The 1,565-nt window shown below is 67.0% G+C and carries 2 protein-coding genes; both read right to left on the bottom strand.

Going from position 1 to position 1,565, the window contains the following annotated elements:
- Positions 1–822 (bottom strand): ABC transporter permease (locus tag WCB02_RS00715; protein ID WP_423955235.1); only part of this gene is annotated, 822 nt, incomplete at its 3' end.
- Between the two features lie 8 nt (positions 823–830).
- Positions 831–1,565, bottom strand: a 735-nt coding sequence (locus WCB02_RS00710; protein WP_423955233.1) for an extracellular solute-binding protein, incomplete at its 5' end; no start/stop codon positions are given.

Below are 1,565 nucleotides of genomic sequence, written 5' to 3'. Positions count from 1 at the left end.
GATCATGGAGGTGTTCGCCGCGCCGGACATGAGCTGGTTGGTGAAGTAGTCGCCGAGCATCGGCAGCACGGTGATCAGCAGGCCGGTCAGGATCGGCTGGCGCGACAGCGGCAGGGTGACCCGGGTGAAGGTCGCGACCCGGTTCAGGCCCAGGTCCCGGCCGGCCTCGATGAGTGCCGGGTCGATCCGGTCCAGCCCCGCGTACAGCACCAGGATCAGGTACGGGATGTAGCCGTAGACCAGGCCCAGCACCACCGTGTACCACCGGCCGCCGAGCCAGTTGACCGGCTGGGAGATGAGCCCGAGGCCCGACAGCGCCTTGTTCACGTAGCCGTTGGTCTGGAGCAGGTCGATCCAGGCCAGCATGCGCATCATGTAGCTGATCCAGAACGGGGCGATCAGCAGGATCAGGAACAGCGCCTTGCGGCGGCCAGCGAAGCGGGCCACGAAGTAGGCCGCCGGGTAGGCGATGACCAGGGACAGCGCCGAGGCCAGGGCCACGTAGAGGATGGTGCGCGCCACGATGGGCCCGGCGAACGAGGTCGCGCCGAACAGGTCGTGCCAGACGTTGATGACGTTGGACGAGCTCCATGCGAACGGGTTCCAGACCGCGATCGGGGACTCGAACAGCCGGTTGAGCTGGCCCATGGCGATGGCCAGCACCGCGTAGAACGGGATGATGAACAGCAGGACAAGCCAGAGGATGCCGGGCAGGGCCAGCAGGACCCAGAAGAGCTTGCTCTGCTTCCTGTCCGGCCTGCGGCCGCCCCGCGCACGGCCCGGTCCCGGGATCGCTCTCGGCAGCCCTGGCGGTGCGGTCATGGCCTCCCCTAAATCCCGTTGCTCACGACGAGCCAGGCCTGCTGCCAGAGGGCGTCCGCGTCCACGGGCAGCTGGAGCTCGCTGACCCCGCGCCGGAAGTCGGACGGCAGCACCGCGGTGGAGATCAGGCTCTTGGGCAGCAGTTGCTCCTTGACCAGCCGCTGCGGGGTGATCGCGTTGAGCGGCTGCATGTAGCCGTTGAAGCTGATGTTCTCCAGCACGTTCGGCAGGTCAAGCAGGTAGTTCAGGAACAGGTGCGCCAGCACCGGGTTGGCGGCCGACCGGAGCACGGTGTTGGTGTCGTTGGCCACCGGGCCCCGCCCGTCGGTGGGGAACCAGTAGCCGACCGTCTCCACCGGGACACCCTTGGGCATGTAGTACTGCGCCGAGGCCATGTCCCCGGACCAGGCGTGGTGAATCCAGGTCTGGCCGTCCGGGATCTCGGTGTAGTCGTTGTTGTCGATGTGCACGTCGACCAGGCGGGACAGGTCCTGCAAGGCCTGCCGGGACCGGGCGATCTGGCCCCGGTCGGTGGTGTTGAGGTCGTAGATCCCGTTCTTCATCAGCCCCAGGCTGATGCCCTCGCGATAGTCGTCGAGGATGGCCACCTTGCCCTTGTACTTCGGCTGCCAGAGCATGGCCCACGGGTTCCGCATCGCATACGGGTTCTCGGGCACGAGGTCCTTGCGCCACGAGATCCCGGTCGTGTAGATCGTGTACGGGACGGTGTACTGCCAGCCCCG

It is taken from the genome of Bradyrhizobium sp., from assembly GCF_049581145.1.
Lineage (GTDB): Bacteria > Pseudomonadota > Alphaproteobacteria > Rhizobiales > Xanthobacteraceae > Bradyrhizobium.
The sequence above is the reverse complement of the archived record's forward strand: the minus strand, read 5'-3'. Positions and strand labels throughout refer to the sequence as shown.